General features: G+C 64.8%; 2 protein-coding genes. Both read left to right on the top strand.

Annotation, left to right across the window (positions count from 1 at the left end; all coding sequences use genetic code 11):
* Window positions 1–1,866: S41 family peptidase (locus RMO81_RS01295; protein WP_310473917.1), on the top strand; the 1,866-nt coding region annotated here is incomplete at its 5' end.
* A gap of 40 nt (window positions 1,867–1,906) precedes the next feature.
* Window positions 1,907–2,294, top strand: a 388-nt coding sequence (locus RMO81_RS01290; protein WP_310473916.1) for an aminotransferase class I/II-fold pyridoxal phosphate-dependent enzyme, incomplete at its 3' end; no start/stop codon positions are given.

Genomic DNA, 2,294 nt, shown 5'->3' with positions numbered 1-2,294 from the left:
GATATGCCCAATCCGCTGCTGACACCGGCGCAGGCCAGCAGCGACGTCGCGCTGATGCGGCGGGCCATGGAGACGATCCATCCCGGCCTGTATCGCTATGTGCCCAAGCGCCAAGTTGATGCCGGCTTTGCCCGGCTGGAGGCGCTGGCTCGCCAGCCTACAACCACGCTCACCCTGCATCGCGAGATTGCACGGCTGGTGGCCAGCATCCACTGTGACCACAGCAAGCCCGAATTGCCTGACGCCATCGAGACGTGGCGCAAGACCAATGGCAGCCACTTGCCGCTGCGCTTCCGCCTGATCGAAGGCCGCATGATCGTGCTTTCGGGCGCGCTGCCCAAGGGCGCGGAGATCACCGCCATCAATGGTCTCCCGGTGCCGCAGATTTTGAACGCGGTGGCGCCGCTCGTCGCTTATGACGGCGATACCGATCAGGCCGTGGCGGTGAAGATTGCCGACGATAGCGATCTGGGCGGCAGCGATCTGGAGGAATATTGGCCCGGCCTGTTCGGCGCGCCAACGCGTTGGGATCTCAGCTGGAAAATGCCGGGAGAAGCGGCCGGTCAGACCAGCCAGCTTGCCCCGATCAACTTTGATCAGTGGACGCAACTCGCTGCGCCTGACGGCAAATATCGCAATGAATTCTATAACAGTGTCACCTGGCGCATGGCTGGAAAGACAGCCCGTTTGAAGATCGATACCTTCGTGAATTATCGCAATCCGGTGGCGACCACGCCTTTCCTCGGCAGCTTCTTCAAGGCGATGCAAGAGGCCGGCACCGAGCATCTGATCCTTGATCTGCGGAACAATGGCGGCGGTTCCGAAGGCCCGTCGATTGCACTGGCGCGCCACCTGTTTGATGCGCCCTTCACCTGGGGCAAGCCGGTTCGATCGAAGGCGATCCGTTATGGCGATTTGCCCAAGTATATCGACAGTTGGGGGGATCGTGAGGCACTGTTCAACGCGCCGGAAGCCGGCTTCATTCCCACATCCGACGGCTGGTATGATCGCATTCCGGCTAATCCTGATGAAACCGACGATGATGCCGGCACCATCGAGCACCTGCCGGTGCCCGCTGCGCAACGCTTCACCGGCCGGCTGACGGTGCTGACCAGCCCGCAGAACGGTTCAGGCGCCACCCGCACCGTCGCCTGGTTGAAGGAACGCCGCGGCGCCACACTGGTTGGGGAGGAAGGCTCGGGCAGCGCCGAAGGGCCGACGGCGGGGCAGATCTTCAACGTGAACTTGCCGGCTAGCGGCATCAAGGTGCGCGTGCCCAATGCCTGGAATCGCACCAATATCAAGCAGTTCACACCGCGGCGGGGGGTAAAGGCAGACGTGCTGGTGGTGCCGACCCTGGCCGATTTCGAGGCCGGGCGCGACCGTGCGCTGGACGTGGCGCGCAACCTGCCCGCACAAACGGTTGATGCGGCCGCCACGCTCACCGCCGCGCTGGCGGGAAATTGGGCTGGCACGCTGGATTATCGTGATTATGGCAATGATCAGCGCACCACCTTGCCGACGCTGATGACGGCAGATGGCCCGACCCTGGGCTGGACCTTGGATGATGGCCCCGGCAAGACGGTGCGTTCCCGCCAGAACTGGTCGTTCACGCCCGATGGCAAATCGCTGACGATTGCCGGCGAGAAGAGCCGCGAGACGCTGGCCGTGACCGAACTGCGCCGCTCACCCACGGGCGTGGTGACGCTGGTCGCCGATGGCAATGGCGAAGAAAATGGCCGCACGGTGATGGTGCGCGAAATCCTCACCCGCGATGGCCCGGTGCTGCGCCTCACCCGGATGAGCCGCAGCGTGGGCCAGCCGTTCATCATGCGCCACAGCTATCAGTTGCGGCCAGCAGTCTGAGGGGCTGGTTCTGCGCCGGCCTGCATGGCAGAAAGCCACCATGCAGGCCGGCACCACCATATTTGAGCATATGTCGGGCCTGGCCCGTGCCCATGATGCCATCAACCTGGGGCAGGGCTTCCCGGATTTCGGCTGGCCCGCCAAGGTGCTGGCGGCGGGGGCCGCAGCGATCACCACCGGCTACAACCAGTATCCGCCGATGCGCGGCCTGCCCGAATTGCGCCGCGCCGTGGCGGATTTCTATCGCCGCCGGCAGGGGCTGGCGGTGACGCCCGATCAGGTGATCATCACCTCTGGCGCCACCGAGGCGCTGGCGGCCAGCATCATGGCGGTGGCCGGTGCAGGCGACGAAGTGATCCTGTTTGCACCGGCCTATGATGCCTATGCGCCGCTGGTGCGCCGGGCCGGGGCGCGGCCGGTGTGGGTGC

Origin of the sequence: Sandarakinorhabdus sp., from assembly GCF_031422795.1 — a bacterium.
GTDB lineage: Bacteria > Pseudomonadota > Alphaproteobacteria > Sphingomonadales > Sphingomonadaceae > Sandarakinorhabdus.
This window is presented reverse-complemented; position numbering and strand designations above follow the sequence as displayed.